Origin of the sequence: Klebsiella quasivariicola (assembly GCF_002269255.1) — a bacterium.
GTDB lineage: Bacteria > Pseudomonadota > Gammaproteobacteria > Enterobacterales > Enterobacteriaceae > Klebsiella > Klebsiella quasivariicola.
The window spans coordinates 4,565,653-4,591,448 of record NZ_CP022823.1 but is presented as its reverse complement, the minus strand read 5'-3'; the positions used below and the strand labels follow the sequence as shown (position 1 = coordinate 4,591,448).

The 25,796-nt window shown below is 55.7% G+C and carries 20 protein-coding genes; 9 read left to right on the top strand and 11 right to left on the bottom strand.

The genetic code is table 11. The features are described 5' to 3' along the window. Positions 1-7: 7 nt before the first annotated feature. A complete protein-coding gene (gene ppdD / locus B8P98_RS23185) occupies positions 8-439 on the bottom strand; it encodes a prepilin peptidase-dependent pilin (RefSeq protein ID WP_025710982.1) in 432 nt (143 codons plus the stop codon). 181 nt (positions 440-620) lie between these two features. Next, on the bottom strand, positions 621-1,514 hold the full coding sequence (gene nadC, locus B8P98_RS23180; RefSeq protein ID WP_025710981.1) for a carboxylating nicotinate-nucleotide diphosphorylase: 894 nt from the start codon (positions 1,512-1,514) through the stop codon (positions 621-623). A gap of 133 nt (positions 1,515-1,647) precedes the next feature. On the opposite strand from nadC, the gene ampD reads away from it, so the two are divergent. Both ampD and ampE read left to right on the top strand, forming a co-directional pair. Beyond that, complete coding sequence (gene ampD, locus B8P98_RS23175; RefSeq protein ID WP_025710980.1) at positions 1,648-2,211, top strand: 1,6-anhydro-N-acetylmuramyl-L-alanine amidase AmpD; 564 nt, start codon at positions 1,648-1,650, stop codon at positions 2,209-2,211. Next, positions 2,208-3,062 (top strand): beta-lactamase regulator AmpE, encoded by an 855-nt coding sequence (gene ampE, locus B8P98_RS23170; protein ID WP_025710979.1) that lies wholly within the window; start codon positions 2,208-2,210, stop codon positions 3,060-3,062. Before ampD ends, ampE begins: the two co-directional genes overlap by 4 nt. 221 nt (positions 3,063-3,283) lie before the next feature. Here the strand turns inward: ampE and B8P98_RS23165 are convergent, their stop codons facing one another. The 3 genes from B8P98_RS23165 to aroP form a co-directional block, all read right to left on the bottom strand. After that, positions 3,284-4,234 (bottom strand): glycoside hydrolase family 43 protein, encoded by a 951-nt coding sequence (locus B8P98_RS23165; RefSeq protein WP_080924729.1) that lies wholly within the window; start codon positions 4,232-4,234, stop codon positions 3,284-3,286. Then, a complete protein-coding gene (locus B8P98_RS23160) occupies positions 4,234-5,640 on the bottom strand; it encodes a glycoside-pentoside-hexuronide (GPH):cation symporter (protein ID WP_080924728.1) in 1,407 nt (468 codons plus the stop codon). Before B8P98_RS23160 ends, B8P98_RS23165 begins: the two co-directional genes overlap by 1 nt. A gap of 184 nt (positions 5,641-5,824) precedes the next feature. Next, the gene (gene aroP / locus B8P98_RS23155) at positions 5,825-7,195 is read right to left on the bottom strand and encodes an aromatic amino acid transporter AroP (protein WP_080924727.1); all 1,371 of its coding nucleotides are present in this window, start codon (positions 7,193-7,195) and stop codon (positions 5,825-5,827) included. Between the two features lie 642 nt (positions 7,196-7,837). On the opposite strand from aroP, the gene pdhR reads away from it, so the two are divergent. The 5 genes from pdhR to B8P98_RS23130 all read left to right on the top strand — a co-directional run bounded on the left by pdhR (position 7,838) and on the right by B8P98_RS23130 (position 15,407). Then, complete coding sequence (gene pdhR / locus B8P98_RS23150) at positions 7,838-8,617, top strand: pyruvate dehydrogenase complex transcriptional repressor PdhR (RefSeq protein ID WP_002888699.1); 780 nt, start codon at positions 7,838-7,840, stop codon at positions 8,615-8,617. A 136-nt stretch (positions 8,618-8,753) separates the two neighbouring features. Next, positions 8,754-11,417 carry a pyruvate dehydrogenase (acetyl-transferring), homodimeric type gene (gene aceE / locus B8P98_RS23145; RefSeq protein ID WP_025710975.1) on the top strand — a complete coding sequence of 888 codons (2,664 nt, stop codon included), beginning with the start codon at positions 8,754-8,756 and terminating at the stop codon, positions 11,415-11,417. Positions 11,418-11,431: 14 nt separating this feature from the next. Further along, a complete protein-coding gene (gene aceF, locus B8P98_RS23140) occupies positions 11,432-13,327 on the top strand; it encodes a pyruvate dehydrogenase complex dihydrolipoyllysine-residue acetyltransferase (RefSeq protein WP_087805024.1) in 1,896 nt (631 codons plus the stop codon). A 206-nt stretch (positions 13,328-13,533) separates the two neighbouring features. Next, positions 13,534-14,958: a dihydrolipoyl dehydrogenase gene (lpdA, locus tag B8P98_RS23135; protein WP_002888731.1), complete on the top strand. Its 1,425-nt coding sequence runs from the start codon at positions 13,534-13,536 to the stop codon at positions 14,956-14,958. 164 nt (positions 14,959-15,122) lie between these two features. Then, positions 15,123-15,407, top strand: a complete 285-nt coding sequence (locus tag B8P98_RS23130; protein WP_025710972.1) for a hypothetical protein — start codon at positions 15,123-15,125, stop codon at positions 15,405-15,407. Positions 15,408-15,452: 45 nt separating this feature from the next. Here B8P98_RS23130 and B8P98_RS23125 read toward each other — a convergent pair whose 3' ends face one another. After that, entirely contained in the window at positions 15,453-16,253 is an 801-nt protein-coding gene (locus tag B8P98_RS23125; RefSeq protein WP_095033447.1) for a DUF2950 family protein, read from the bottom strand. A gap of 11 nt (positions 16,254-16,264) precedes the next feature. Further along, on the bottom strand, positions 16,265-17,875 hold the full coding sequence (locus B8P98_RS23120) for a DUF3300 domain-containing protein (protein WP_095033446.1): 1,611 nt from the start codon (positions 17,873-17,875) through the stop codon (positions 16,265-16,267). Positions 17,876-18,307: 432 nt separating this feature from the next. Between B8P98_RS23120 and acnB the strand changes: the two genes are divergently transcribed. Together acnB and yacL are read left to right on the top strand one after the other, a co-directional pair. Then, on the top strand, positions 18,308-20,905 hold the full coding sequence (gene acnB, locus B8P98_RS23115; RefSeq protein ID WP_016160302.1) for a bifunctional aconitate hydratase 2/2-methylisocitrate dehydratase: 2,598 nt from the start codon (positions 18,308-18,310) through the stop codon (positions 20,903-20,905). A gap of 187 nt (positions 20,906-21,092) precedes the next feature. Beyond that, complete coding sequence (gene yacL, locus B8P98_RS23110; RefSeq protein ID WP_004204373.1) at positions 21,093-21,455, top strand: protein YacL; 363 nt, start codon at positions 21,093-21,095, stop codon at positions 21,453-21,455. A gap of 157 nt (positions 21,456-21,612) precedes the next feature. Here the strand turns inward: yacL and speD are convergent, their stop codons facing one another. The 4 genes from speD to B8P98_RS23090 all read right to left on the bottom strand — a co-directional run bounded on the left by speD (position 21,613) and on the right by B8P98_RS23090 (position 25,779). Further along, complete coding sequence (speD, locus tag B8P98_RS23105) at positions 21,613-22,407, bottom strand: adenosylmethionine decarboxylase (RefSeq protein ID WP_080897868.1); 795 nt, start codon at positions 22,405-22,407, stop codon at positions 21,613-21,615. 24 nt (positions 22,408-22,431) lie between these two features. Beyond that, entirely contained in the window at positions 22,432-23,292 is an 861-nt protein-coding gene (gene speE, locus B8P98_RS23100; protein WP_025714692.1) for a polyamine aminopropyltransferase, read from the bottom strand. A gap of 145 nt (positions 23,293-23,437) precedes the next feature. Then, entirely contained in the window at positions 23,438-24,628 is a 1,191-nt protein-coding gene (locus B8P98_RS31495; protein WP_165931889.1) for an FKBP-type peptidyl-prolyl cis-trans isomerase, read from the bottom strand. A gap of 740 nt (positions 24,629-25,368) precedes the next feature. Further along, positions 25,369-25,779 (bottom strand): hypothetical protein, encoded by a 411-nt coding sequence (locus B8P98_RS23090; RefSeq protein ID WP_025714694.1) that lies wholly within the window; start codon positions 25,777-25,779, stop codon positions 25,369-25,371. Positions 25,780-25,796: the final 17 nt, after the last annotated feature.

Below are 25,796 nucleotides of genomic sequence, written 5' to 3'. Positions count from 1 at the left end.
TTCGCCCTCACTTCACCCGAAAGACGTCTTCGCAGGCCTGCTGAAGCGCGCTGTTGCCAGTGATGGTGCAGACCCGCTGCCAGCCGGTGATGCCCTCGGCGTTATCCCAGGTCGGGGTCAGGGTGACGCCCAGTCCATTCAGACTCTCCTGGCCGGTAAGGGTGACGACGCCTTTGGCCACGCTCATCGCGGAGAGGTAGCGCGTGGTGGTGGGCGAGGGGATGCCGTTGCTGCCGCCGTCGCATACCGTCAGGCCGCCATGATCGAGCGCGCAAAGTTCGATGGCCGTCCGGTAGGGGACAAAGGTCTGCAGCAGGTCGGTGAGGGCCGCTTTACGCAGATAGTTTTGATAGGCCGGGATGCCGATGGCGCTGAGAATGGCGATGATCCCAATAACCACCATCAGTTCAATCAGGGTAAAACCTCGTTGTTTATCCATAAGTCGCTCCTTGTTGTGAGAGGAGCACTGTGACGGGATCTCGCGAACCAGGCGAGGAGACGAAAACGATCCGGGAAACCGGGTTCCAGGGTTTTTACTCTGATTGCAGGGTGAGCATGGGGGGCTGCGAGACGGGTCGCAAATTTAGGCCTTCACGTAGCAGAACGTGAAGGCCTGAACCTTAGCGAAAGCGCATCGACAGGTCGAGCGCCTGCACATGTTTGGTCAGGGCGCCGACGGAGATGTAGTCGACGCCGGTGTCGGCAAATTCGCGGATGGTGTCAAAGGTGACGTTACCGGAAACCTCCAGCGCCGCCTGGCCCGCGGTGATTTTCACCGCCTCACGCATCAGGTCGGTGGTGAAGTTATCGAGCATAATAATATCAGCGCCGGCTTTTAACGCCTGCTCCAGCTCATCCAGGGTTTCCACTTCCACTTCCACCGGCACGTCAGGGTGCAGCCAGAACGCTTTTTCCACCGCCTGGCGGATCGAGCCGGAGGCAATGATATGGTTTTCTTTAATCAGGAAAGCGTCGAACAGACCCAGGCGGTGGTTGGCTCCGCCGCCGCAGAGTACGGCATATTTTAGCGCGGTACGCAGCCCTGGCAGGGTTTTACGCGTATCAAGCAGTTGAGTTTTAGTGCCCGCCAGCAGGTCGACATAGCGACGGACGACGCTGGCGACGCCGGAGAGGGTTTGCACAAAGTTCAGTGCTGTGCGTTCGCCGGTGAGCAGGATACGCGACGGGCCTTCCAGTTCGAACAGCGGCTGGTTGGCTTTGACGGCGTCGCCATCGGCCACATGCCAGGTGATGTTCACGTCATCGCCGGCGAGCTGAATAAAGACCTCTTCCACCCAGCGTTTCCCACAGAAGACACCATCTTCGCGGGTAATGACCACTGCATGAGAGCGTGCATCCTGTGGCAATAATTGTGCGCTAATATCGTTGTTGGCGTCGACTTCGCCGCCCAAATCTTCCCGCAGGGAGTGTGCGACAGCATCGGTAATATCGAGATTAATACGTTCCAGCAGCACGTCACGGCGGCGGTCGGGGTTATAACGACGAGGCGACATGATAAAGCTCCAGATAGATAAGATTCAGAAGTGGGAAACATGCTAACCTGAACGACGTTTCAGTACCATACACACTTCATCCTTTGGGCCGGCGTGTGGCCCGGAAGCATGAGTTCGCGAAAGGAGATCCCGCATGCAGTTGAACGAGGGATGGTTGGTCGGCGCGCGTCGGGTTCCCTCGCCGCACCATGACTGCCGTCCGGATGAAGAAACCCCTTCCTTACTGGTGGTGCATAACATTAGCTTGCCACCAGGCGAATTTGGTGGCCCGTGGATTGATGCGCTGTTCACCGGCACCCTGGATCCGCAGGCACATCCTTTCTTTGCGGAGATTGCTCATCTGCGTGTTTCCGCACATTGTCTGATTCGCCGTGATGGTGAAATCGTGCAGTATGTGCCTTTCGATAAGCGTGCGTGGCATGCGGGGGTCTCCTGTTATCAGGGACGCGAACGCTGCAATGATTTTTCCATCGGTATTGAGCTGGAAGGCACGGATACCCTGGCGTATACCGATGCGCAGTACCGACAGCTGGCGGCGATAACCGATCTCCTCATCACGCGTTATCCGGCCATCGCTAACAACATTGCAGGTCATAGCGATATTGCGCCCGTGCGCAAGACCGATCCGGGACCGGCCTTTAACTGGCAAAAATACCGGGCGCTACTTAGCGTACCGTCAGAAAAGGAGACCTCATGACGCTGTTTACGACGCTGCTGGTGCTTATCGCCGAACGGCTGTTTAAGCTGGGCGAACACTGGCAGCTTGATCATCGGCTGGAGGTGGTGTTCCGCCGGATAAAACATTTTTCTCTGTTGGGCACGCTACTGATGACGCTGGTGGCCGTTGTGGTCGTCTATATCATTCAGCGCCTGCTGCAGGGGCAGTTGTTTAACGTACCGCTGCTGGTGTTCTGGATCTTACTGGGCCTGCTGTGCATTGGGGCAGGCAAGGTTCGGCTGCATTATCATGCTTATCTGAAAGCAGCGTCGCGCAATGACAGTCGCGCCTGCGATGCCATGGCCAGCGAGTTGACGCTGATCCACGGCGTCCCTCCGGGCTGCGATGAGCGTGAATACCTGAGTGAGCTGCAAAATGCGCTGCTGTGGATTAACTATCGATACTATCTGGCGCCGCTGTTCTGGTTTGTGGTGGGTGGGGCGTGGGGCCCTCTGACGCTTATCGCTTACAGCGTACTGCGCGCCTGGCAGACATGGCTGGCTCGCTACCAGACGCCGCACCATCGGTTGCAGTCCGGGATCGATGGAATTCTGCATATTGTGGACTGGCTGCCGGTACGCCTGGTGGGGGTAGTCTATGCCCTGGTGGGGCATGGTGAGAAAGCGCTGCCGGCGTGGTTTGCCTCGTTAGGCGACCGCCATTCGTCGCAGTATCAGGTATTGACGCGCCTGGCGCAGTATTCCCTGGCCCGTGAACCGCACGTGGATAAAGTGGCGACGCCCAAAGCCGCCGTATCGATGGCCAAGAAAACGTCGCTGGTGGTAGTGGTGATCATGGCGCTGTTGACGATTTACGGTACCCTGGTTTAACGGCCTGAGCCCGCTTCTGCCAGCCACAGTACATGTACCAGCGGGACTTTGCTTGCCGGATAGCGCTGCGTTTATCCGGCCTGGGGCTCACACCACGCAGGCCCGGCAGGCAACAGCGCCGCCGGGCGAGATATCAGACGCCGTGCCCGTCATATTGCCGGGTGGCGGCTTCGCCTGACCCGGCCTGCAGAACCTGCGCTAGCGGGTCATATACCGAATCGCTACAGCGTATCCGCTGGTGGAATACCGAAGTCGGGCATCCCGTCTTCCCGCCAGTTGACCAGTTTTAACCGCGTGTGGCGATTGGGGTCATACAGCGGATCGCCTTCTATCTCGGTGTAATTCCGCGCGTGATACACCAGCACATCTTCTCCTTCCGGCGTTTGGGTAAAACTATTATGACCCGGGCCATACTGGCGGTTTTCATAGCTGGTACGAAAGACCGGCTGCGGGGCTTTATGCCAGTTCGTCGGCTGCAGCGGATCGGCCTGCAGATCGATCCAGAGTAACCCCATGCAGTAGTTTTCATCGGTAGCGCTGGCGGAATAGCTGATGAACAGCTTATCGCCATGCACCAGCACCGCGGGACCTTCGTTGACCTTAAATCCCTGGCACTCCCAGTCGAACTCCGGCTTGCTCAGCATGACCGGCTCGCCTTTTAGCGTCCACGGATTAGCCATTTCGGCGAGATACAGGTTTGAGTTGCCTTCGATATGCGGGGATTTTTGCGCCCACAGATACCAGCGTTTCCCCTGATGGGTAAAGGTGGTGGCATCGAGGGCGAAGGTATCGAAAGGCGTGACGACCTGGCCTTTTTCCTGCCAGCGGCCGGTTAGCGGATCGCTGTCAGCACACTCGAGAACGAACATGCGATGCTGGAACATCCCCAGCGCATCCAAATCGTGAGTATGGGTGGCGGCAAAATAGATATACCACTTACCGTCTATTTCGTGCAGCTCCGGCGCCCAAATCAGCTGGCTCATCGGCCCGCTTTGCGGCGCGTGCCAGACCACCACCGGCTCAGCATCGCGCAATCCTTCAAGGGTTGCCGCGCGCCGGATCTCCAGCCGGTCATATTCCGGGACCGAGGCAATAAAGTAGTAGTGATTAAGGTGGCGCAGAATAAAGGGGTCTGCGCGCTGTTCAATAAACGGGTTTGGCCAGTTGTTCATCAGGCTTTCCTTACGTGTTCACTGGTTTTCAGTTCCTGGTATTCGTTCAGCTCGCTGTAGTTGCTGCGGCGCTTCTCTAAATCACTTTGAATCTGGCGCATCAGGGTGCGGTCAACCTTGAGCAGGCGTACCACGCCGGCGGTGATCAGATAGCCGACGCCGGGGATGACCGAGAACAGCAGCACGATACCGTTCAGCGCGGAGGCGCTTTGTGCTTTCGCGCCAGCATCGTAGCCATACCATGACAGCAGGAAACCGACCATCGCTCCGGCGACCGCCAGGCCGACCTTGAGGAAGAACAGATTGCCGGAGAAGCTGATACCGGTGATGCGCTTACCGGTTTTCCACTCGCCATAGTCGTCAACGTCGGACATCAGCGACCAGTGCAGCGGGGAAGGGATCTGATGCAGGATATTGAGCAGGAAGTAGAGCACCATAATCAACGTGGTGGCGTGCGGATTGAAGAAATAGAAGGCGCAGGAGAAGATCGCCAGCACGATGTTGGTCCAGAAGAAGACCTGTAGCTTGCACCAGCGGTCGGTGAGGACTTTCGCCAGCATGCTGCCAATCATCATCCCGACCACGCCGAGGCTGATAAACAGGGTGGCAAAATGGGTGCTTTGTCCCATTACCCAGGTAATGTAGTACATCGTGGCGGCCATGCGGATAAAGCCCGGGCAAACGTTACACAGCGTGAGCAGCAGGATGCGCACCCACTGGTCATTTTTCCACACATCTTTGAGGTCTTTCTTCAGCTCGTCATTGGTTTGTACCGCCGGGTGTATGCGTTCACGCACGGTGGCGAAGCAGAATAAAAACATGCACATACCGATAAAGGCCAGTACGGTCATCGCCATCTGATAGCCCTTCGCTTTATCGGCACCGCCAAACCAGTCGGCCATGGGCAGCAGCGTCAATGACAGTAGCAGCGTGGCGATACCCACCATGACAAAACGATAGGACTGGCAGGCCACGCGCTCTTTCGGGTCTGCGGTCATCACCGTTCCCAGCGAGCAGTAAGGGATATTAATCGCGGTATAGGTCACCGACAGCAGAAAGTAGGTGACAAACGCATAGATAACTTTGCTGTTGTAGGTCCACTCAGGGGTGGTGAACATTAGCACGCTAAACAGGGCGTAGGGGAAGGCAATCCACAGCAGCCATGGACGAAAGCGGCCATATTTACTGCGGGTGCGATCGGCAAGGGCGCCCATAATCGGGTCGGTCACCGCGTCGATAACGCGCACTGACAGCAGTAATACGCCCACCAGCGCCGGCGCCAGGCCGAAAATATCGGTATAAAAATAGTTCACAAACAGCATGATGGCGCCAAAGATAATATTGCATCCGGCATCCCCCATCCCGTAACCAATCTTCTCTTTTATAGATAATTTGTTGTCTGCCATGTGCGGTCTCTCCGTTGCAGTATGGAGAGAATTATTGGCTGCTATGGAGGGAAATACGTTGCAGTAACTCGTTGACGATATGGATAAAACAGCTATGGAGAGGAAAGTGTGAAGCAGATAACAATGCTCTGCGCCCGTTATTCACAAGCAGACGCAGAGCAAAGAGCGCTATTGATGAGATGTATTATTGTGCTTTTATGGTGGCGGCGGCTTTCTGTTTAAACAAATAGCCCACGCCCAGCACCGCGATCCAGACCGGGATCAGCCAGACGGAAATCGCCATCCCCGGGGTCATCAGCATAATCACCAGCACCGCCGCCATAAACAGCAGGCACAGCCAGTTGCCCAGCGGGTAGAAGAGCGCCGGGAAGCGCGTGACGACGCCCTGCTGCTGCTTGGCGCGACGGAATTTGATATGCGCCAGGCTAATCATCGCCCAGTTGATCACCAGAGCGGAGACCACCAGCGCCATCAGCAGACCAAAAGCGGACTCCGGCGCCATATAGTTGATCAGCACGCACAGCGCGGTGACCAGGGCAGAGACGAGAATGGTATTCACCGGCACGCCGCGTTTGTCGACACTGAGCAGCGCTTTCGGCGCGTTACCCTGTTGGGCAAGGCCGAACAGCATCCGGCTGTTGCAGTAGACGCAGCTGTTGTAAACCGACAAAGCGGCCGTCAGCACCACTACGTTGAGGGCGTTAGCCACCAGCGTATCGCCAAGTTCATGGAAGATGAGGACGAACGGGCTGGTGTCTGCGGTCACGCGGGTCCACGGCAGCAGAGAGAGCAGCACCGCCAGTGAGCCAACGTAGAAGATCAGGATACGGTAGATAACCTGGTTGGTGGCTTTCGGAATGCTTTGCTCCGGGTTATCCGCTTCCGCGGCGGTGATGCCCACCAGCTCCAGACCGCCGAAGGAGAACATGATGATCGCCATCATCATCACCAGACCGGTAAAGCCGTGCGGCAGGAAGCCACCCTGGTCCCACAGGTTACGTACCGTCGCCTGCGGGCCGCCGTTGCCGCTGAACAGCAGCCAGCCACCGAACAGAATCATTGCCACCACGGCGACTACTTTGATAATCGCGAACCAGAACTCCATTTCACCGAACACTTTCACGTTGGTCAGGTTAATGGCGTTGATAGCGATGAAGAAGACCGCCGCCGAGGCCCAGGTCGGGATTTCGGGCCACCAGAACTGGATATATTTGCCCACAGCGGTCAGTTCCGCCATGGCCACCAGGACATACAGCACCCAGTAGTTCCAGCCGGAAGCGAAGCCGGCAAAGCCGCCCCAGTATTTATATGCGAAGTGGCTAAACGAGCCGGCTACCGGCTCCTCCACCACCATTTCACCCAGCTGACGCATGATCAGAAAAGCGATAAAGCCGGCGATAGCGTAACCAAGAATGATACCCGGGCCGGCGGACTGAATGACGGACGCGCTCCCCAGAAACAGGCCGGTGCCGATAGCCCCGCCCAGCGCGATGAGCTGAATGTGGCGGTTTTTCAGGCCGCGCTTCAGCCGATCGCCGTGCTGTTGACCTTCCATATGAAACCTCGTGTGTGGTTATTTTTTGTGTACGTCATCCGTCAGGTTGCTGCTTCACTGCTGTCCCTGCAGAAAGCATAGCCAGCGAAAATTTGGGCGCTGTGGCCCGCTTTTTACCCGAGTGATGTCGCGCACATATTGTTGTGTTTGTGTATTTTGCGACTTCCGTTTCTGTATTGTTTTGTTTACGGAAGGCTAGGCGTTAATTCAGAAAAAGGCCTTTCGTCTCAGGGAGAATAGTGGTAAGCGCGTTTGAATGCACCTGCTTTATGAAGGGATGATGACGAAGTGTCTAAAAAGACATCAATAGTCACAATTTGTCATATTCACATGCATGTCCTGTGCTGTCTATTTATTCATTTTGTTTGATTTTTTATTCGTATATTGCAGAGTTGAATCGGTTCAGAAAGCGTAATTTTTCGTTTCTATTAAGTTAACGCTACCTCTTTATGAGTAAACGTAACATTTGTGCAAGGTTACATTTCTGAAATGTTATTTCTGTAAGGTTGTTAAAATGTCCGTGGTTTACTGATTTCAATCAAAACCTGTATGGACAGAAGGTGAATACTTTGTTACTTTAGCGCTACGAACTTTAAATTGGTAAGACCAATTGACTCCGGGCTAATGGCAGAGACAGGGAATATGGCCTACAGCAAAATCCGCCAACCAAAATTATCCGATGTGATAGAGCAGCAGCTGGAGTTTCTGATCCTTGAGGGGACATTGCGCCCCGGTGAAAAACTCCCGCCTGAACGCGAACTGGCTAAACAGTTCGATGTTTCCCGCCCCTCGCTACGTGAGGCGATTCAACGCCTCGAAGCCAAGGGCTTGTTGCTTCGTCGTCAGGGAGGTGGAACGTTTGTTCAGAGCCGCCTATGGCAGAGCTTCAGCGATCCGCTGGTCGAGCTGCTGTCCGATCACCCTGAATCCCAATTCGATCTGCTTGAGACCCGTCACGCGCTGGAAGGCATTGCAGCCTATTACGCGGCGCTGCGTAGCAACGATGAAGACCGCGATCGTATCCGCGAGCTGCATCAGGCTATTGAACGGGCCCAACAGTCCGGCGACCTCGACGCCGAGTCCGGCGCCGTCGTCCAGTATCAAATCGCCGTCACCGAGGCGGCACACAATGTGGTGTTGCTCCATCTGCTAAGGTGTATGGAGCCGATGCTGGCACAGAACGTTCGTCAGAACTTTGAATTGCTGTATGCCCGCCGGGAAATGCTCCCGTTGGTCAGCAACCATCGTACTCGTATTTTCGAGGCGATAATGGCCGGGGAGCCGGAGCAGGCGCGTGAGGCGTCGCACCGTCACCTGGCGTTCATTGAGGAAATTTTGCTGGATCGTAGCCGTGAGCAGAGCCGTCGAGAGCGTTCACTGCGTCGTTTACAGCAACGAAAGGACGAGAACTCCGGTTCTTAAGCGCCATTTTTAGAGCGCGGCAACTAAACGCAGAACCTGTCTTATTGAATTTTGGGTTGTTCCAGCGTGAAGAACACAGAGTTCAATGGGACAGGTTCCAGATTAATCAACGATTAGATAGATAAGGAATACCCCCATGTCAGAACGTTTACACAATGACGTGGATCCGATCGAAACTCGCGACTGGCTACAGGCGATCGAATCGGTCATCCGTGAAGAAGGTGTTGAGCGCGCTCAGTATCTGATTGACCAACTCCTTTCTGAAGCCCGTAAAGGCGGAGTGAAGGTTGCGGCAGGCTCTTCCGCCGGCAACTACGTCAACACTATTGCCGTTGAAGATGAACCGGAATACCCGGGCAATCTGGATCTGGAACGTCGTATTCGTTCTGCGATTCGCTGGAACGCCATCATGACCGTTCTGCGCGCATCGAAAAAAGATCTTGAACTGGGCGGCCACATGGCGTCCTATCAGTCTTCTGCGACTTTCTACGAAGTCTGCTTCAACCACTTCTTCCGTGCGCGCACTGAAAAAGATGGCGGCGATCTGGTTTACTTCCAGGGCCACATCTCTCCGGGCGTATATGCACGTGCCTTCCTGGAAGGCCGTCTGACCGAAGAGCAGATGAACAACTTCCGTCAGGAAGTTCACGGTAATGGTCTGTCCTCTTATCCGCACCCGAAACTGATGCCGGAGTTCTGGCAGTTCCCGACCGTATCCATGGGTCTGGGGCCGTTGGGTGCGATTTATCAGGCTAAGTTCCTGAAATATCTGGAACACCGTGGTCTGAAAGACACCTCTGCGCAAACCGTTTACGCCTTCCTCGGCGACGGTGAGATGGATGAGCCGGAATCTAAAGGCGCTATCACCATCGCAACTCGTGAAAAACTGGATAACCTGGTCTTCGTCATCAACTGCAACCTGCAGCGTCTGGACGGCCCGGTAACGGGTAACGGTAAAATCATTAACGAACTGGAAGGCATCTTTGGCGGTGCGGGCTGGAACGTTATCAAGGTTATCTGGGGCGGTCGTTGGGATGAGCTGCTGCGTAAAGACACCAGCGGTAAGCTGATTCAGCTGATGAACGAAACCGTTGACGGCGACTACCAGACCTTCAAATCCAAAGACGGCGCTTACGTTCGTGAGCACTTCTTTGGCAAATATCCGGAAACCGCTGCCCTGGTTGCTGACTGGACTGATGAGCAGATCTGGGCCCTGAACCGCGGTGGTCACGATCCGAAGAAAGTCTACGCTGCACTGAAGAAAGCGCAGGAGACCAAAGGTCAGCCGACCGTGATCCTGGCGCATACCATCAAAGGTTATGGTATGGGCGATACCGCTGAAGGTAAGAACATCGCGCACCAGGTTAAGAAAATGAACATGGACGGCGTTCGCTATGTCCGCGATCGTTTCAATGTGCCGGTGGCTGATGCCGATCTCGAAAAACTGCCGTACGTGACCTTCCCGGAAGGTTCCGAAGAGCACACCTACCTGCATGCGCAACGTGAGAAGCTGAACGGCTACCTGCCGACTCGTCAGCCGAAGTTCACTGAGAAACTGGAGCTGCCGACCCTGGCTGACTTTAGCGCGCTGCTGGAAGAGCAAAACAAAGAAATTTCCACCACTATCGCTTTCGTTCGTGCCCTGAACGTGATGCTGAAGAACAAGTCGATCAAAGATCGTCTGGTGCCGATCATCGCTGACGAAGCGCGTACTTTCGGTATGGAAGGTCTGTTCCGTCAGATCGGTATTTACAGCCCGAACGGTCAGCAGTACACCCCGCAGGACCGTGAGCAGGTTGCTTACTACAAAGAAGACGAGAAAGGCCAGATTCTGCAGGAAGGGATCAACGAGCTGGGCGCAGGCGCATCCTGGCTGGCTGCAGCGACCTCTTACAGTACCAACAACCTGCCGATGATCCCGTTCTACATCTACTACTCGATGTTCGGCTTCCAGCGTATCGGCGATCTGTGCTGGGCGGCTGGCGATCAGCAGGCTCGCGGCTTCCTGATTGGCGGGACTTCCGGTCGTACTACCCTGAACGGCGAAGGTCTGCAGCACGAAGATGGTCACAGCCACATTCAGTCACTGACTATCCCGAACTGTATCTCTTACGACCCGGCGTACGCCTATGAAGTGGCTGTCATCATGCATGATGGTCTGGTCCGTATGTACGGCGAAGCGCAAGAGAACGTTTACTACTACATCACGACGCTGAACGAAAACTACCACATGCCGGCCATGCCGGAAGGCGCCGAGGAAGGTATCCGTAAAGGTATCTACAAACTCGAAACCCTCGAAGGTAGCAAAGGTAAAGTTCAGCTGCTGGGCTCCGGTTCTATCCTGCGTCACGTGCGTGAAGCAGCGCAGATCCTGGCGAAAGAGTACGGCGTGGGTTCTGACGTGTATAGCGTCACCTCCTTCACCGAACTGGCGCGTGATGGCCAGGATTGCGAACGCTGGAACATGCTGCACCCGCTGGAAACCCCGCGCGTGCCGTATATCGCTCAGGTGATGAACGACGCTCCGGCAGTGGCATCCACTGACTATATGAAACTGTTCGCCGAGCAGGTTCGTACTTACGTACCGGCTGATGATTACCGCGTACTGGGTACCGATGGCTTCGGTCGTTCCGACAGCCGTGAAAACCTGCGTCACCACTTCGAAGTTGATGCTTCCTACGTGGTCGTAGCAGCGCTGGGCGAACTGGCTAAACGTGGTGAAATCGATAAGAAAGTGGTGGCTGACGCTATCGCGAAATTCGACATCGATGCAGAAAAAGTTAACCCGCGTCTGGCGTAAGAGGTAAAAGAATAATGGCTATCGAAATCAAAGTACCGGACATCGGGGCTGATGAAGTTGAAATCACCGAGATCCTGGTCAAAGTTGGCGACAAAGTAGAAGCTGAACAGTCGCTGATCACCGTAGAAGGCGACAAAGCCTCTATGGAAGTGCCGTCTCCGCAGGCTGGCGTCGTGAAAGAGATTAAAGTCTCCGTCGGCGACAAAACCGAGACCGGTAAACTGATCATGATTTTCGATTCCGCCGACGGTGCAGCAGCTGCTGCACCTGCGCAGGAAGAGAAGAAAGAAGCCGCTCCGGCTGCTGCTGCTCCGGCAGCTGCCGCGGCAGCGAAAGAAGTGCACGTCCCGGATATCGGTGGCGATGAAGTTGAAGTCACCGAGATCATGGTGAAAGTAGGCGACACCATCGCCGCTGAGCAATCCCTGATCACCGTAGAAGGCGATAAAGCCTCTATGGAAGTCCCGGCGCCGTTCGCGGGTACCGTGAAAGAGATCAAAATCAACACCGGCGATAAAGTCTCCACCGGCTCCCTGATCATGATATTCGACGTGGCGGGCGAAGCGCCTGCGGCCGCTCCGGCACAGGCTGCTGCTCCGGCGGCTGCCGCGGCTCCGGCCGCTGCCGCTGGCGTGAAAGACGTTAACGTCCCGGATATCGGCGGCGACGAAGTTGAAGTCACCGAAGTGATGGTTAAAGTTGGCGATAAAGTCGCGGCGGAACAGTCCCTGATCACCGTCGAAGGCGACAAAGCGTCTATGGAAGTGCCGGCGCCGTTCGCGGGTACCGTTAAAGAGATCAAAATCAGCACCGGCGATAAAGTCAAAACCGGTTCCCTGATTATGGTCTTCGAAGTGGAAGGCGCTGCGCCTGCTCCGGCTCAGGCTGCGGCACCGGCACCGGCTGCTGCCCCGACTCAGGCCGCTAAGCCTGCCGCGGCACCGGCTGCGAAAGCAGAAGGTAAAACCGAATTCGCTGAAAACGACGCTTACGTTCACGCGACGCCGCTGATTCGCCGCCTGGCGCGCGAGTTCGGCGTAAACCTGGCGAAAGTGAAAGGGACCGGCCGTAAAGGTCGTATCCTGCGCGAAGACGTCCAGGCTTACGTGAAAGAAGCGGTTAAACGCGCTGAATCCGCACCGGCGGCTGCCGCAGGCGGCGGTATCCCGGGCATGCTGCCATGGCCGAAGGTTGACTTCAGCAAGTTTGGCGAAATCGAAGAAGTGGAACTGGGGCGTATCCAGAAAATCTCTGGCGCTAACCTGAGCCGTAACTGGGTGATGATCCCGCACGTTACCCACTTCGACAAAACCGATATCACCGATCTGGAAGCGTTCCGTAAGCAGCAGAATGCCGAAGCTGAGAAGCGTAAACTGGACGTGAAATTCACCCCAGTGGTCTTCATCATGAAAGCGGTTGCCGCTGCGCTTGAGCAGATGCCGCGCTTCAACAGCTCGCTGTCCGAAGATGGTCAGCGCCTGACGCTGAAGAAATACATCAACATCGGTGTGGCGGTTGATACTCCGAACGGTCTGGTGGTTCCGGTCTTTAAAGACGTGAACAAGAAGAGCATCACCGAGCTGTCTCGCGAGCTGACCACCATCTCCAAGAAAGCGCGCGATGGCAAGCTGACGGCTGGCGAAATGCAGGGCGGTTGCTTCACCATCTCCAGCATCGGCGGCCTGGGGACTACCCACTTCGCGCCGATTGTTAACGCGCCGGAAGTGGCCATCCTCGGCGTGTCTAAGTCCGCGATGGAGCCGGTATGGAATGGTAAAGAGTTCGTTCCGCGTCTGATGATGCCGATCTCTCTGTCCTTCGACCACCGCGTCATCGACGGTGCTGATGGTGCCCGCTTCATTACCATCATTAACAACACCCTGAGCGACATTCGCCGCCTGGTGATGTAAGCGAAAAAGCCGGCCTGACGGCCGGCTTTTTTCTGATAACCTCAGGCTGTTGGGGATTATCAGCAACAAAGGACAAAATCGTTTGCCGTTTGTTGTTTAAAAATTGTTAACAATTTTGTAAAATACACGCGGATAGAACGTCCCGGTGGACTTGGGCGTAAGAATAATAGCGTCAGACCCGCCGGATATAAATTACAGAGGTCATGATGAGTACTGAAATCAAAACTCAGGTCGTGGTACTTGGGGCAGGCCCCGCAGGTTACTCTGCAGCCTTCCGTTGCGCTGATTTAGGTCTGGAAACCGTCATCGTAGAACGTTACAGCACCCTCGGTGGTGTTTGTCTGAACGTGGGTTGTATCCCTTCTAAAGCGCTGCTGCACGTAGCAAAAGTTATCGAAGAAGCGAAAGCGCTGGCCGAACACGGCATCGTTTTCGGCGAGCCGAAAACTGACATTGACAAGATCCGCACCTGGAAAGAAAAAGTCATCACTCAGCTGACCGGTGGTCTGGCTGGCATGGCCAAAGGCCGTAAAGTGAAGGTGGTTAACGGTCTGGGTAAATTTACCGGCGCTAACACCCTGGAAGTGGAAGGCGAGAACGGCAAAACCGTCATCAACTTCGACAACGCGATCATCGCGGCGGGTTCCCGTCCGATTCAGCTGCCGTTTATCCCGCATGAAGATCCGCGCGTATGGGACTCCACCGACGCGCTGGAACTGAAGTCCGTACCGAAACGCATGCTGGTCATGGGCGGCGGTATCATCGGTCTGGAAATGGGTACCGTATACCATGCGCTGGGTTCAGAGATTGACGTGGTGGAAATGTTCGACCAGGTTATCCCGGCTGCCGATAAAGACGTCGTTAAAGTCTTCACCAAACGCATCAGCAAGAAATTCAACCTGATGCTGGAAACCAAAGTCACTGCCGTTGAAGCGAAAGAAGACGGTATTTACGTTTCCATGGAAGGCAAAAAAGCCCCTGCGGAAGCGCAGCGTTACGACGCGGTGCTGGTCGCTATCGGTCGAGTACCGAACGGCAAAAACCTCGATGCAGGCAAAGCCGGCGTGGAAGTGGACGATCGCGGCTTCATCCGCGTTGACAAACAAATGCGCACCAACGTGCCGCACATCTTTGCTATCGGCGATATCGTCGGTCAGCCGATGCTGGCACACAAAGGTGTCCATGAAGGTCACGTTGCCGCAGAAGTTATTTCCGGCCTGAAACACTACTTCGATCCGAAAGTGATCCCGTCCATCGCCTACACCGAGCCAGAAGTGGCATGGGTTGGCCTGACTGAGAAAGAAGCGAAAGAGAAAGGCATCAGCTATGAAACTGCCACCTTCCCGTGGGCGGCTTCCGGCCGTGCTATCGCTTCCGACTGCGCAGACGGTATGACCAAACTGATCTTCGACAAAGAGACCCACCGTGTGATCGGCGGCGCGATTGTCGGCACCAACGGCGGCGAGCTGCTGGGTGAAATCGGTCTGGCTATCGAAATGGGCTGCGACGCTGAAGACATCGCGCTGACTATCCACGCTCACCCGACTCTGCATGAGTCCGTTGGCCTGGCGGCAGAAGTCTTCGAAGGCAGCATCACCGACCTGCCAAACGCCAAAGCGAAGAAAAAGTAACTTTTTCTTTCAGGCAAAAAGCATAAGCGGCTCCCGGAGCCGCTTTTTTTATGTCCGATGTTTAGAACTATGTCGCTGTTCATAAACCGCTACACCTCATACATACTTTGAAAATAGTCACTCAGTAAACTTATAGGCAGTTAATGATATCGATGAGGTGTGAGATGAAACGCTTTTTAACCACAGCGCTGGTCGCTGCAACATTTTTTACCGGCGTGGCCTGCGCCGCTGACGCTAACATTCCCTGGGCCGACAACAGCGGCGGTACGGAAACGACCCATATTGCGGCCGTAGGTCAGGATCTGAATGCTCAGCATCAGCAGGTGACAAAAACGCATGAAGGGGTATGGGCGGCGAATTCCGGCAGTATCAGCGCTGACGAAGCGGCATTATCCAGCACTAAACCGGCGTTTGCCGGCGATCCTTCTCTGATGCCTCATCAGGGCTAAGCGAATATAAAACGCCCGGTTGCATGCAAGCAACCGGGCGTTTTTTTATGGTTTCACCACCTGCCAGCCGGCGTCAAGGGCAAAGTGCGTTATCGCCTGTGCTTTTACGGCACTCTCTTCACCGAGATTGGCCTGATAGACCGTATCGTGCTGATCGATCATAAAACTCATCACGCCAGTTTCTCCCCACTCCACTGGCCAGGCCAGCAGGGCGACGCTCTGATCATCGCGACCCGCAATCATCCGGAAGCGGTAGCCATGATAACCGCTGCCGGGCTCCGTCGGGCTGAAGGCCGGGCCAAGCGGACTTGGCGCTTCGCCAGGCGATGTCGGCCAGTACAAACCATCTTTTTTGCCTTCACTGCTGATGATTTTCTGTGCCCAGCGGTGATTCAGTTGATAGTAATCCTGCTGGGCATCAACGTAGGCGTGCATGGCGGCGATCGCTGACAGCTCATTGCGGCCGATTGCGCGGGTGAGGATCTCTTCTTCGCCAGCGGCCATATCAAAGCGCCAACCCTTCGGTGCTTTTACGATGGGCACGGGCAGTCGCCATGCCTCGCTGCCGACATCGAGCCAGGCTTTATCACCCTGCTGGACAATAACGTGTTTCACCTGCCAGTCGCGTTGAAAGCGGTCGACGGCCGTGGGGTCGATCCCATCGGTGGGTAAAAATTGCTGCCAGTTATCGCCGAGTACTTCGCTCAGCGCGTCTTCATTTGGCTGGCTGATCGCTTCGGCCAGCGCAGTTGCGGCCTGTTCCGGCGTGGCAAACTGCTGCTGAGCGAAGGCGGCAAGCGGCGACAGCAGTATTGTGAACAGGGTGATGGATAATGGATTTCTCATTCTGCTCATCCTTAGCGACGGCGCAGTTCATGGTGTTCGGAAAAACGCTCTCTGGCGCCGTCGCGTGACTCGCGGTTTACGCCGGAAAACTGGCGGCTTTGCAGTCCTCGTTCCTGTTGTGCTTGCCAGGAGGGAGCGCGGCTTTCGTTGCCGCTAAGGGCGTTGGCGCGCAGATGGCTGACCGTCTGCTGACGCTGGGCTGGCGTGGCGGACTGGAACTGCTGCCGGCGCTGCTGCTGCTGAGGTGTGCGGTTCTGCTCGTGGCTCCTGGCGGCTTCCCGACGCTGCTGTTGCTGCGGCGCGGTATTTTTCAGCTGCGTTTTTGCCGCCTCGCGACGCTGTTGCTGGGTCGGCGTACTGTCGTAACCGCGGTAATTACTGCGCTGGGTGGCTTGCTTCAGCTGCGCCGAAGCTGCCTGACGCTGGGCATCGCGTGAGGCGTTGTTTGCCGCCAGGTTGCCCGCTGTCGCCGCCGGTACGTTATGCTGCAGCTGGGTCATCGCTGCCTGGCGCTGCGCTTCGCGATCGACTGGCGCATGTTGGGTCGCGCTTAGTCCGCCGGAAACGTTGGTCTGATGGAAGCGTTGAGCAACCGTATTATCGGGATACGGTGTGTGACCGCGATAGGCAGGATTGTGCTGCCAGTTAACGTGGTTACCCGGCAGGTTTTCTCCCGTTATATGATTGAAATTATTTACATTAATATTGATGTTATCGCCATTATGCGAGTAATCGCCGTGGTGATAGTCGTCATCGTGATGGTGGTGGTCATCATCATCATCCCAGTCGATGCTGCTAAATAACGCCCAGGTAGTGGCCACGCCCAGGCTGTAACCGAAGCCTTTGACGAAGCTATCGGTAAACTGCTCCCCGGGAGGCGGCGGCAGGTAGACCGGAGGATAGGCGCTGTTCGGCCAGGTGCCATAGACGGTGGAGGGGTTATAGCTGGGAACATAGACCACCTGCGGATTGGTCGGTTCTATTTTAATGACCTGCGTGGGCGCAGGCGCCGCCGAGTGGGTGGTGGACGTTGCTGCCGTGCTGCTGCTGGCAGCAACCGGTGCGGCAGGAGTGACAATCACTTTCTGCTGCGGTGTGGATTTAAGCGTCCCGGTCTGTTGGGCAATGGCGCGCAGGCGCTGCACTGAATCCATCACATCATGCGGCTGGGCCAAAAACGCATTGCCGAGGTTCTCCACCCAGGGCGGATTTTCGCCCATCATCGCCAGCAGGGCAGGGAAAGCGACAAGGGATTTGACGCTGGGATCCCACGGCTGGCTGGCAACCGCCTGAACCGCCGCATCCCCTTTCATCGCGGGGTTATCCTGGGACCATTGTACCGCCTGCATGACGTTGTCGGGATAAGTGGAGGCCATCAACACCTGCGACAGCAGACTGTCCGGGTAGAGCGCGATAGGCGCGACCCACTGGTCAATTTGCGCCTGGGTGTAGGTGGTGGTCACCGGCTGCGTCGTCGACGCTGCGGGCGCTGGCTGGGCTTGGGCTGGCGGTTCAGCGATCGTCGCCGGGGTTCGGCTTTGCACATAGAGTGTTCCCGCCGCCGCGAGTAAGCCAGCGCTACAGAGCAGGGCGATAATATGGGGTTTAAACGGCAGTGACATGGAAGCTCCTGACCCAAAAGGTAACCCATCTCGCTTAAGTATCGGCGAAAACGGCTCGTCTGCTGAGTATAGGTATGCGGTACGGCTTTTTATTGATTATTGTTGGGATCGACCCGTAGCGTTGTATGCGGACAGGAATTTTTGTCGCGGGATTTGAACAGAAAGCCTGCAATATCCTGCCCTTAACGATTCAGCTAAATTTTAATGTTGCTTTTTTGTAAACAGATTAACACCTTTCAAAAATCCTGCTATGCTGCCGACGCGGTATCGGGCATTTACCCTACAAACTGCTGTCTCACAGGAGCGTGAAGAAAATCGCCCAGCCACTAAATCCTTCAAGATGCGTCACGCGGCAAACGAAGCCAATACCGAAGCAGATTGATAGAAGACGTGTAGGCCGCATTATGACAATGAGAAGCGAGGAGAACCGTCGTGCTAGAAGAATACCGTAAGCACGTAGCTGAGCGTGCCGCCATGGGGATTGTTGCCAAACCCTTAGATGCAACCCAAATGGCCGCGCTGGTAGAACTGCTGAAAAACCCGCCTGCGGGCGAAGAAGAATTCCTGTTAGACCTGCTGATTAACCGTGTACCGCCGGGCGTCGACGAAGCCGCCTATGTGAAAGCTGGATTCCTTGCCGCGATCGCCAAGGGCGAAGCGACCTCCCCCCTGGTAACCCCTGAAAAAGCCGTTGAACTGCTGGGCACCATGCAGGGTGGTTACAACATTCATCCGCTGATCGATGCGCTGGACGACGCGAAACTGGCGCCGATTGCCGCGAAAGCGCTGTCTCATACCCTGCTGATGTTTGATAACTTCTACGATGTAGAAGAGAAAGCCAAAGCAGGTAACGAGCACGCTAAACAGGTCATGCAATCCTGGGCTGACGCTGAGTGGTTCCTGAACCGTCCTCAGCTGGCAGAGAAAATCACGGTTACCGTCTTCAAGGTCACCGGCGAAACCAACACCGATGATCTCTCTCCGGCGCCGGATGCCTGGTCGCGTCCGGATATCCCGCTGCACGCGCTGGCGATGCTGAAAAACGCCCGTGAAGGTATTGATCCCGATCAGCCCGGCGTGGTTGGCCCGATCAAGCAGATCGAAGCCCTGCAGCAGAAAGGCTACCCGCTGGCCTACGTCGGCGACGTTGTCGGTACCGGTTCTTCGCGTAAATCCGCCACCAACTCTGTGCTGTGGTTTATGGGCGACGATATCCCGAACGTACCGAACAAGCGCGGCGGCGGCCTGTGCCTGGGCGGCAAAATCGCACCAATCTTCTTCAACACCATGGAAGATGCGGGCGCGCTGCCTATCGAAGTGGATGTGTCAAACCTGAACATGGGCGACGTGATCGACGTTTACCCGTTCAAAGGCGAAGTGCGTAACCACGAGACTAACGAACTGCTGGCCAGCTTCGAGCTGAAAACCGATGTGCTGATCGACGAAGTGCGCGCCGGCGGCCGTATTCCGCTGATCATCGGTCGCGGCCTGACCACCAAAGCGCGTGAAGCGCTGGGCCTGCCGCACAGCGATGTTTTCCGTCAGGCGAAAGACGTGGCGGAAAGCACCCGCGGTTTCTCTCTAGCGCAGAAAATGGTTGGCCGTGCCTGCGGCGTTGCCGGTATCCGTCCGGGCGCTTATTGCGAACCGAAAATGACCTCCGTCGGTTCTCAAGACACCACCGGTCCAATGACCCGTGATGAACTGAAAGACCTGGCGTGCCTGGGCTTTTCTGCGGACCTGGTGATGCAGTCCTTCTGCCACACCGCGGCCTATCCGAAGCCGGTTGACGTCACCACGCACCATACTCTGCCGGACTTCATCATGAACCGCGGCGGGGTTTCGCTGCGTCCGGGCGACGGCGTGATTCACTCCTGGCTGAACCGCATGCTGCTGCCGGATACCGTGGGTACAGGTGGTGACTCCCACACCCGCTTCCCGATTGGTATTTCCTTCCCGGCAGGCTCTGGTCTGGTGGCTTTCGCCGCTGCGACCGGCGTGATGCCGCTGGATATGCCGGAGTCGGTGCTGGTACGCTTCAAAGGCAAAATGCAGCCGGGTATCACCCTGCGTGATCTGGTCCACGCCATCCCGCTGTACGCCATCAAGCAAGGCCTGCTGACCGTTGAGAAGAAAGGTAAGAAAAACATCTTCTCTGGCCGCATCCTTGAGATCGAAGGCTTGCCGGATCTGAAAGTCGAGCAGGCATTCGAGCTGACCGATGCCTCGGCTGAGCGTTCTGCCGCCGGCTGCACCATCAAGCTGAACAAAGAGCCGATCGTTGAGTATCTGAACTCCAACATCGTCCTGCTGAAGTGGATGATTGCCGAAGGCTACGGCGACCGCCGTACCCTGGAGCGTCGTATCCAGGGCATGGAGAAATGGCTGGCGGATCCGCAGCTGCTGGAAGCCGATGCTGACGCGGAGTACGCGGCAGTGATCGACATCGATCTGGCGGATATCAAAGAGCCGATCCTGTGCGCGCCGAACGATCCTGACGATGCTCGTCTGCTGTCTGACGTGCAGGGCGAGAAGATCGACGAAGTGTTCATTGGCTCCTGCATGACCAACATCGGCCACTTCCGTGCCGCCGGTAAGCTGCTGGACAGCCACAAAGGCCAGCTGCCGACTCGTCTGTGGGTGGCGCCGCCAACCCGTATGGACGCCGCGCAGCTGACCGAAGAAGGCTACTACAGCGTGTTTGGTAAGAGCGGTGCGCGTATCGAAATCCCTGGCTGTTCCCTGTGTATGGGTAACCAGGCGCGCGTGGCAGACGGCGCGACGGTGGTTTCCACCTCCACCCGTAACTTCCCGAACCGTTTAGGTACTGGCGCTAACGTCTATCTGGCCTCTGCCGAACTGGCCGCGGTAGCCTCTCTGCTCGGCAAACTGCCGACGCCGGAAGAGTACCAGACCTTCGTGGCGCAGGTGGATAAGACCGCGGAAGATACCTACCGTTATCTGAACTTCAACCAGCTGGATCAGTACACTGAGAAAGCTGACGGCGTGATCTTCCAGACCGCCGTCTAAATCAAAACGGTCAGCCCGTCTGATCGTTTGGTTATAAACTCCCCAATGCCCGGTGAACATTGCGTCACCGGGCATTTTTATTTCCAAACCTCCTGCCCGCTACGCTTTTTTTCTTTCTGTCTGCTGCGATAATTACAGCATGGGTACAGTGCAGCGGTGACGCATTGCCCTTGCAGAGGAAAAGACTATGGACTACGAATTTCTGCGCGATATTACCGGAGTGGTAAAGGTGCGAATGTCGATGGATCATGAGGCGATCGGCCACTGGTTCAACGAAGAGGTGAAAGACAATCTTGCTCTGCTGGACGAAGTGGAGCAGGCTGCGCGCACCGTGAAGGGCAGTGAACGTTCCTGGCAGCGGGCCGGCCATGAATATACGCTGTGGCTGGATGGCGAAGAGGTAATGATCCGCGCCAATCAGCTGGAATTTTCTGGCGATGAAATCGAGGAGGGGATGAGCTACTACGACGAAGAGAGCCTCTCCCTGTGCGGCGTGGAGGATTTCCTGCAGGTGGTTGCCGCTTATCGTGAATTTATGCAGCAGCGTTAATGACGACGTTTATGCGGTGTGACGCAAGACCGTAGCCCGGCTAAGCGTAGCATAAGCAGGGTAAATCCCCGGCTGGCCGCTGGCACCTTGCTCGTGCTGCCAGGTGGCACAGAATCCCAGGCCCGGCAAGCAAAGGCGCCGCCGGGCATGTCAGGCATTACACGGCAGGGATATTGCGGCCGTAGTAAATCTCGCGCATCTCTTTCCACAGCAGGTCGGTAATGACCTTGCGCTCTTCGACGGTTAACTCTTCCGGTCGGGTATGGAACATATAGTGCTTAAGGTCGAATTCCTTGAGCAACATTTTGGTATGGAAGATATTTTCCTGATAAACGTTGACGTCGACCATGTCATACAGCGACTTCATGTCGTCAGACATAAAGTTCTGAATCGAATTAATTTCATGATCGATAAAATGCTTCATCCCGTTGATATCGCGGGTAAAGCCGCGCACGCGGTAGTCAATGGTCACAATGTCTGATTCCAGCTGGTGGATCAGATAGTTCAGCGCTTTGAGCGGTGAAATGACGCCGCAGGTTGACACTTCGATATCGGCGCGGAAAGTACACAGCCCGCCTTCCGGATGGCTCTCCGGGTAGGTATGCACGCAGATATGGCTCTTATCGAGATGGGCAACCACGGTTTCCGGTAGCGGGCCGGGGTGTTCGGTCTGGTCAATCAGCTTAGGATCGACAGGTTCTTCGCTGACCAGAATGGTCACGCTGGCGCCCTGGGGCTCATAATCCTGGCGGGCGATATTCAGGATATTGGCGCCAATAATAGAACAGGTTTCTGTCAGGATCTCCGTCAGGCGATTGGCATTATAGAGTTCGTCGATATAGGCGATGTAGCCGTCGCGCTCTTCGGCCGTTTTGGCGTAACAGATATCGTAGATACAAAAACTCAGGCTTTTGGTCAGGTTGTTAAAGCCGTGCAGCTTCAATTTTTTCAATTTAGTTCACCCCCTTACTTCGCGTCACGGTGCGGACAGAGCATCATGCAGATATTGTGGTAAGGCGAAGGCCGCCGTATGTATTGCCGGATTGTAATAACGGCAGGTCAGGTTGGCTTTGTGAAAACGCGCCTGAATGATTTCACTGGAGAGATGACGTAGCGCTTCGTTGTCGCTTGCCCAGGCAAAGGTCATGATCCCGCCGTAATAGGTTGGAATTGCCGCCTGGTAGAAGCTGACGTCGCGAAAATAGTGGCTCAGCTTGCGATGGCTACCTACCGCTTCATCCTGTTGCAGGAAGCAGACACCGTTCTGCGCAACGAAGATGCCTCCCGGGTTCAGGCAGCGTTTGCAGCCTTCATAAAAAGCTGAAGTGAAGAGACTTTCGCCCGGACCGATAGGGTCGGTGCAGTCAGAAATGATCACGTCAAACGTTTGCGTTGTCTGGTTAACAAAATTGACGCCATCATCAATCACCAGCGTAAAACGCGGATCATCATAGGCGCCGGCGCTATGGTTGGGCAGGTACTGGCGGCAGAATGAGACTACCCCAGCGTCAATTTCCACCATGGTGATGGTTTCGATGCTATGGTGACGAGAGACTTCGCGCAGCATCGCGCCGTCACCGCCGCCAATGATCAGCACATGCTTCGCGTTGCCGTGAGCCAGCAGCGGCACGTGGGTCATCATTTCGTGGTAGATGAACTCATCGCGTTCGGTGGTTTGTACGACGCCATCCAGCGCCATCACCCGGCCAAAAGCGCGGTTGTCAAAGATGATTAGATCCTGATGATCGGTTTTTTCGTGGTACAGCACGTTATCAACGCTAAAGTACTGACCAAAATGGTCATGCAGCGTTTCATGCCACTGTGGGTAATCGGCCACGATGAGGCTCCTCCTTCGTTAACATCTGTTACACCCGTAAAACGAGTGCAACATCATAGACAACTATAGATGAGGATGCACGGCGGTTATTGCAGCAATGCGGCAGGGATAACGCCACCGCCCGGAGAGGGCGGTGGGCGCGGAACTATTTCGCCGGTGCAGGTTGCGTATCCACTATTCGTACGGAATAGACCATCGTGGCGCCAGGCGGGATTTTCGGCGGTAGTCCTTTACTGCCATAGGCTTTGTCGGGCGGTACGACCAGCGTAATGGAACCGTGGTTCTGCAGACGTTGCAGCGGTCCGCGAAACACCGGCGGATAGGCATCCAGCTTCTGGGTGAGCGCCTGATCTTTCGCTTCCATATCGTTGATCACTGTCCCATCCGTCAGCATCTCTTTGATCACCACGGTGACTATGTCGTTGCCGCTTATTTTACCTTTACCCAGGTAATCGACACGACTGTAGACGCCCTCTTTGAAGACCACATCTTTTTTGCGCGCAAACGCCTGTTGATATTTTTTGCCCGCGCTGATGTTTTTCTGTTCGATTTTATTCAGGTTCTGGAACACCTGCTGCGAAATGTCAAACAGCGCTTTGTTCCGCTCCTGTTCTCCGAGGCGAAGCTGCCCGCTAAAGGCATCTTCGATACCCTGCAGCACCAGTCCGGCATCGACGATAATTCCCTGTGTGCGGCGGGTGGTGAGGACGTTAAGGGCCTCGGTGCCCATTGAGGCGCCGATGGCATAAGCCTGCTGCTCGCCCGAGGCGTTGAGTTTGGCGCTGGCAGTCTTGCTACCCGCGATTTTAGGCTGCACCGACAGCTGGGTTTTCAGCAACTGGATTTCGTCTTCTTTCATCCTTAGCTGGGCGTTGTCTTTGTCCGCCTGCAGGCGGTAGGCCGCAACAACCGCCGCCATCTCCGGAGGTTCGCTCTTTGTGGCCGCGGCGGTGGTATCGTGGCCAGGTGGCGTTTTTTCCGCAGCGGCGAGCCGGGTGGAGAGGGACTGCTTATCGGCCTTAAGTGCGGTGACCTGATCGAGGGCGTCCTGTTTGGCTTTTTCCGCAGCGGCCAGTTGGGCGGTGAGAGACTGCTTATCGGCATCAAGCGCTTTGACTTTATCGAGAGCCGCCTGCTGTGCTTTTTCCACTGAGGCCAGCTGGGTGGCCTGCGGCTGTTTGTCGGCCTGAAGCGCTTTGGCCTGCTCGAGAGCAGTCTGTTTGGCTTTTTCCGCGGCTGCCAACCGGCTGGCGAGCGACTGCTTGTCGGCATCAAGGGCTTTGGCATGCTCGAGCGCGGTCTGCTGCGCTTTTTCCGCGGCGGCCAGTTGAGTCATGAGCGACTGCTTGTCAGTATCGAGAGCTTTAGCCTGGTTAAGGGCTATCTGCTGGACTTTTTCCGCGGTGGCCAGCCGGGTGATAAGCGACTGCTTGTCAGTATCGAGGGCTTTGGCCTGGTTAAGGGCGGTCTGCTGTGCTTTTTCCGCGGCGGCCAGTCGGGTGGTCAGCGTTTGCTTATCCGTATTCAGCGTAGTGAGGCTCGCGCTGAGCCGCTGATTTTCAGTTTCGGCGTTTTGAAGCTGCGAGGTGAGTTGCTGAATCTGTTTAAGCGCGGCAGTCTGGCTTTGCTGCAGATTATTATTCTGGGCAACGCTCCCTTTTTTTATCAACGCCTCATTTTCCGCGGTCGCGGCGGCTAACGCTTTCTGCAATTGTTTTATTTTATTATTCAATTCCGCGTGGTCATTCGCGGTGGATGTTTCTGCTGACGGCGTGGCGGTAAGCTCTTTTTTTAATTGCTGAATAGTTTTATCTTTTTGCGCAATCGTTGCCTGCTGACTGATGATTTTTTTTTGCAACTGTGCGGTGTTGGTCGCATTTTTTTTATTATCCGCGTTAGGACGATCCCCTGCCGTTTGCTTTACGGTGTCAGTATCGTTTTTTTCTTGCGTCTGAGTTTGCTGCTGCGCGTAGTCGAGGAAGGCCGGCGCGGCGCCGGCGTAAAATGAGGGTAAAAGCGCCAGCGCCGCGGCGAGCATCAGCAGAGGTGCTTTTGGGGTCAGCGTGGCGGTTCTGTTCATGGTTGTTTGCTTTCACCACGCTGTACCAGGCTATCGATCAGCGTTTTTTGGATATCGGAGCACAGCTTGATAGATTTGAACTGATACATGGAGTCAATGCCCATCCGGGTTGGATCGGCCACTTTCTCGCGCACCTTGTTATATTGTGACGCCGCGCGCACCAGAGCATTGAACTCGTTGCTGAGTTTAGTTGCCTGCTGTGGGTTCACCTCTTTAAGCGAATCCAGCGCCTGACGGCAGGACTCAATACGCTCCTGTTCGCTGGCAGCGCGCTCCTGCTCAGCCTGTTGTTGCGACGTTAGCGGCGTGGTAATCGGCTTTACCTGCTGGCGAGATGAGGTATTGCTACAGCCCACTAATAAAAGTGCGGTAAGCGGGATAATACGAAGAGTCGGCGAGATATTCACAATTTCAGTCCATGAAG